Genomic DNA, 4,809 nt, shown 5'->3' on the forward strand with positions numbered 1-4,809 from the left:
GCGGCAGGCCGACATATCCGAGGCCGATCACCGCGAGTTTCAGGTCGGACAGGTTTTTCATGACAGTCGTGAACTCGAGTCGGCCCGGAGGCGCCTTAAAGGTGAGACGCCGCAGCTAACCCTGGAAAGCGGCGGCGCGCCGCCGCTGCGCCCGCCCCCCAATGACCTGCCCCGAAGCATCCTTGTGGCTTCATCCGCTATGCGCGCGAATTTTGATTGTCAATGATTCTATCTTCATAGGATCGTGATAGGAAGTCACCTTTGCTTTCAAGGACTGGGCATGTGACGGACGGCCTATTTGCATCCGACGCGGCGAGCGTTCGGCCGGGCGCCGGGAGTTCGCCGGGCTGGGCTAATCTGGCGTCGCGGGGCGTCGTGCGAAGCAGGTCGGCGACCCCGGGCCGAGGGTTGTCGGCAAGGTCGATGCGCCCATCATGAGCGCCCGCGAACACTCGATTTTGATATGCGCGCAACACATGAGCGAAGGCGCGGGCGGCATCGCAGAGGTCGCGCGGCTGACTGCCAAATCGCTCGGGCGTCGGCATGCGACGCGCGCAATCGCCTGCCTCGATCGCGAAAGTTTCGTCTACGACGGGGTTCCAGTCGAAGCTTTCGGCGGCGGTCGCTTTGCTTTCGTCGCCCGCGCCGCTTTGGCGGCGCGCCATGCGAGCCACGTCGTCTACGACTTTGCCGGCAGTGCGCGCGCAGGGCGCTTTTCCCTGGGTCGCCCCCGCCCGAACGCGATCTGGGCGCACGGCATCGAGGTCTGGGACGAGCCGAGGTCCTCGCGACTTCGTGCTTTGCGTCGCGCCGATCTCGTTCTCGTCAACAGCGAATATACCCGCGAGCGCGCGTCGCGAGCGCTTCGAGTCGCCGCGGGCGTGCGCATCTGCCCCTTGGGCACCGCGAGCAACGAGACGCCCGCCCTGGTCGGCCCCTCACAAGGCCGTCCGACGGTTCTCGTCTTAGGCCGGGTCGATCCGGGCTTGCCCAAGGGACATGATCTCTTGATCGCTGTCTGGCCGCGGGTGGTCGACGCGGTACCCGACGCGCGCCTGCTCATCGCCGGGGGCGGCGGCGGGCTCGAGAGCGCGCGAGCGCTCGCCGCTGGTTCGTCCGCGATCGCCTCGATCGCATTCAGCGGCTTCGTGCCCGGCGGCGAAATCGAAGCGCTCTGGCGCGAGGCGACGGTTATGGCGATGCCAAGCCGCAAGGAGGGATTTGGCCTCGTCTATGTCGAGGCGATGCGCCACGGCGTCCCGGTCGTGGCCTCGACAGAGGATGCGGGACAGGAAGTCAATCTCGACGGCGTGACGGGTTTCAACGTCCCGCGCGATCGCCCGGACGCCCTGGTCGATACGCTCGTCGGCTTGTTGCGGGACCGAGATCTCTGCGCGCGCCTCGGCGCGCAAGGCGTCCACCGCTGGAGAGACGAATATTGCTTTTCACGTTTCGACGCGCGGCTCCAGGCCGCGACGGCGGATTTCCTCGCCTCCTGAGCCTCATCGGAGATTCTATGGGTCGGGCGTCAATTCAAGGGTCCGGCCGAGCATCCGATAAGCGACGAGCCCGACCCATTCGTGCGCTGCGAGATCGAGATCGGCGAGGCCGGAGGCGAAGTCGAAGCCGATCTTTTCCCGCTGAAGATATTTGAAGTCGACGGGAAACGCGGTGACGGGAAAGCCGACCGCGCGGAAGCAGGCGATGGCGCGTGGCATGTGAAAAGCCGAGGTGACGAGGAGCCACCGCGCGCCTGGGCGCGGCTCGATCAATCGTGCGGCCTCCACTGCATTTTCATAGGTGTTGCGGGATTCGAGATCGAGGGTGACGCGCGCGGGATCGACTCCGAGTGCGACGAGGAGATCGCGCGCGGCCTCGCCCTCATTGACGTTGGGCGCTTCGCTCGGTCGCGGCCCACCGGAATAGACGATGCGGGCCGTCGGATAAGCTCTCGCCAAACGCGCCGCCTCGATGATCCGCGTTGCAGCACTGTTGAGGCCTGAGCCGGGGTGGGTAAAATAGGCCTCTGGGTTCAAAGCGCCGCCGAGCACGATGACGCCGTCGATCGGACCTTCGATCTGCGGCTCCGGAAAATGCGCCTCAAGACTGCCGAGCATGGTCGTGCCGATTGGAAGCGTCGCCACGCAGAGCATCGCGACGAGCGCGACTGTCAGCACGCCGAAGCCAACACGCCGTCGCCCCGCCAATACGGTCGCCAATCCGAGCAGCGCGATGAGCAGGAGCAGGTTGTCGGGTTCTGCGAGACGCCAGACGGCCTTCGATATCCAATAGAGCATACGGGTGTCCCGCTTCAAACTCGCGAAGGGTCGGTCCGCGGGCGTCGCCCGTCCGCGCGGGCCGCGCCTGTATATCCTGACTTATCGAGGATACGAAAAGTCGCTTGCCGAGCTTCGTTTCACGGACCGGAGCGGACGCCTGCGAGCCGAAGGACGCGGCCCGCCAGCGCGGCGCGCAGCTTCCCCGGCAACGCGACAAAGATCGTCGGCCCGGCCGCCGTCAGCGCCCAGACGCCGATCTTACCGACCATCGCCGCAAGCGAGACCGACGGGAAAACCGTCGTCAGGCCGAGGCCGACAATTCCGCACAGGGCGAGCGTCGCCGTCGCGGAGCCAAGCATGTCGAGGCAATATTGTTGGAAACCGGTGAACGCCCTGGCGAACAGAGGCAGCAGCGCCCACGACGCCGCGATCTCCGCGACGGCGAGGCCGATAATGGCGCCGAGCGTCCCGTAGGTCAGCGCGCCGAGCGTGCAGCACAGGGGCGTCAGGCCGATCAGCGCCAGCTTTTGCAGCCCTGGGCCGGTCGACAGGTTCGCATATTGGAGCAAGGCCAACGGCTGCTGGAGCGGCGCGACAAGCATCAGCGGCGCCAGCATCCACGCGGCGATCGAGAGCGAAAACAGGTCCGCGCGCCCGGTCCAGTGCAGCGTGATCGCGGCCCCGAAGCTCAGCATGCCGGCGACGCAGACCGCGCTGAGCGCCGTCGTCAAGCGCCCGACCGCCGCGGACTGCTGCCAAGCGCCTGCGAAATCGCCGCGATGAGAGAGCGTCGCGATCTCGAGCCCGGCGCCGATCGCCGCGAACTGGAAGGACTGCCGGATCAGGTTGACCATGGTGCGGACCACGAGAAAGGCCGCTATGTCCTCGCCCGAGACACGCCAGGCGTTAAACACGAGAATGGGCGTCTGCAGCCAGATTGTCGGCGCGATCGTCTGCAGGCTAAACCATTTAATGTGGACGCCGAGCGCCCTCAGTTCGGCGCCCGTCGGCGTCGCTGGGGAGGCAACCCAGTCGGCATATCGTCGGCGAGCGTCCCAGGCGAAATAGGCGACCGAGCCGATCCCCGTGACGACGAGATAGATCGCCGCCAACGTCAACGGCCCGGCGCCGGCCAAAACCGCGATGATCGCCGCCACCGTGTTGATGGTAAGGAAAATCGCGGTCAGGGCCACGACGAAGGCAAAGTCGCCGGCGGCGGTGTAGATCGTCGTCGTCGTGGAGCGCAGCACGGTCAACAGGCTGCCGAGCGCGTAGACGACGAAAACGTCGCGGCCAGCGCTCGCTTCGAGGCTCGACAGATGAAGCAGATGCGCCGATCCGCCGCAGACGATGAAGACCGCGAAACCCGCCGCTGTCGCCGCGACGATCGCCAGAATCAGAGCGAGGTGGATCGCGGCGAGGCGGCGGAACCCTTGAACGTCGCCGGCGACGAAGGCGGCCTTCTCGACGTTCACGAAATAGATTTGGAGTCCTGCCTCGACGATGGTGAGCATCGCGGACATCGACTGGATGACGGCATAGTCGGAGAACAGGTCCGGTCCCCACGTTCGGACCAGGATCCCGACCAGAACCAGGCGGTCGATCGCGGAGGCCGCGAGGGAGAACATCTGCGCGGCGATGTTCGAGGTTATGCGTCGAAGGCTAGCGGCGCCCGTATCAGCCCGGGCGGCGGGCGCGCGGTCGTCTGCGCCGGAGTCGCGCGCCTTCATGGGGCGGCCTTCCGCGAACTCGCAACGCCGCCCCGCGCATAGGGAAAAGTCCCGCTCGCCTCAGAGGGGGGTTGCCGATTCTGCTGAGCGGCGCGCCGCGCCGGCCGCAGCAGGTCGGGCGCCTCTCCGGGCTCGGCCTCGTCGAGTTCCGTGACCACGATGTGCGCATAGCGATACTGGATGCGGGCGCCCGCTGCGCCGAGAGGCGCGAGGTCGCCCTCCGCCTGACGGAAATGCGCTGCGAGCTTCCCGGCGCGCTCGACGCGAAGCCGCACGTAGTCGAGCAGCCGGCCGACGTCGACTTGGATGGCGCGCGCCTCCGTCATCATGCGCGGGTCGCGCACCATCGCGCCTGCGCCGAATCGATGACCGACATACGCTCGCCACGAGGTCGCAGCGGGTCGCCGGTCGTCAGGTCACTTGCGCCCGAGGTCTTCAACGGCTTCGCCAACGACACGTTTTGGATGATCCGGCGACTCGATGTCAAGAATGCCCGGGCGATTGCTCAGGGCAATCGCCATTGAAGGTCCGCTTACTTGCCCACTTGAGGCGTCCGCGGCCGCGACCCGCTACGCCCGCAATACGTGTGCGCCGTGAGAAGGCGGCGCTTTCCAGTGGGTGCGAGCCCCACCCGGCGAACGCTCCAGCCGGAAGCAACCGGAGCAGTCATGGAGGTGACGAAATGGCTGAAGCCTTCGGTGTAGCTGTCACATTTAGAGCGGTTTTCGACCACGCTGAATCGTCATTGCGAGAAGCGAAGCGACGAAGCAATCCAGTGATCGTAGGGCGGCGGCGGCAGC

At 66.4% G+C, this 4,809-nt stretch carries 5 protein-coding genes; 2 read left to right on the forward strand and 3 right to left on the reverse strand.

What is annotated here, in order from left to right:
* Both ACLP25_RS30190 and ACLP25_RS30195 read left to right on the forward strand, forming a co-directional pair.
* A partial coding sequence (locus tag ACLP25_RS30190; RefSeq protein WP_442472780.1) for a hypothetical protein occupies window positions 1–226 on the forward strand: 226 nt, incomplete at its 5' end.
* Window positions 227–476: 250 nt separating this feature from the next.
* On the forward strand, window positions 477–1,499 hold the full coding sequence (locus ACLP25_RS30195; RefSeq protein WP_442472781.1) for a glycosyltransferase family 4 protein: 1,023 nt from the start codon (window positions 477–479) through the stop codon (window positions 1,497–1,499).
* Window positions 1,500–1,514: 15 nt separating this feature from the next.
* Here ACLP25_RS30195 and ACLP25_RS30200 read toward each other — a convergent pair whose 3' ends face one another.
* The 3 genes from ACLP25_RS30200 to ACLP25_RS30210 form a co-directional block, all read right to left on the reverse strand.
* On the reverse strand, window positions 1,515–2,297 hold the full coding sequence (locus ACLP25_RS30200; RefSeq protein ID WP_442472782.1) for a YdcF family protein: 783 nt from the start codon (window positions 2,295–2,297) through the stop codon (window positions 1,515–1,517).
* A 119-nt stretch (window positions 2,298–2,416) separates the two neighbouring features.
* Entirely contained in the window at window positions 2,417–4,009 is a 1,593-nt protein-coding gene (locus ACLP25_RS30205; protein ID WP_442472783.1) for a hypothetical protein, read from the reverse strand.
* The gene (locus tag ACLP25_RS30210) at window positions 4,006–4,356 is read right to left on the reverse strand and encodes a hypothetical protein (RefSeq protein ID WP_442472784.1); all 351 of its coding nucleotides are present in this window, start codon (window positions 4,354–4,356) and stop codon (window positions 4,006–4,008) included. Before ACLP25_RS30210 ends, ACLP25_RS30205 begins: the two co-directional genes overlap by 4 nt.
* Between the last annotated feature and the right edge of the window lie 453 nt (window positions 4,357–4,809).

It is taken from the genome of Roseiarcus sp., from assembly GCF_052145395.1.
Lineage (GTDB): Bacteria > Pseudomonadota > Alphaproteobacteria > Rhizobiales > Beijerinckiaceae > Roseiarcus.

What these genes read in the sequence shown, in the direction of transcription:
- ACLP25_RS30200 (WP_442472782.1), bottom strand. Translation starts at nt 2,297, where the DNA reads ATGCTCTATTGGATATCGAAGGCCGTCTGGCGTCTCGCAGAACCCGAC.
- ACLP25_RS30205 (WP_442472783.1), bottom strand. Translation starts at nt 4,009, where the DNA reads ATGAAGGCGCGCGACTCCGGCGCAGACGACCGCGCGCCCGCCGCCCGG.
- ACLP25_RS30195 (WP_442472781.1), top strand. Translation starts at nt 477, where the DNA reads ATGAGCGAAGGCGCGGGCGGCATCGCAGAGGTCGCGCGGCTGACTGCC.
- ACLP25_RS30210 (WP_442472784.1), bottom strand. Translation starts at nt 4,356, where the DNA reads ATGGTGCGCGACCCGCGCATGATGACGGAGGCGCGCGCCATCCAAGTC.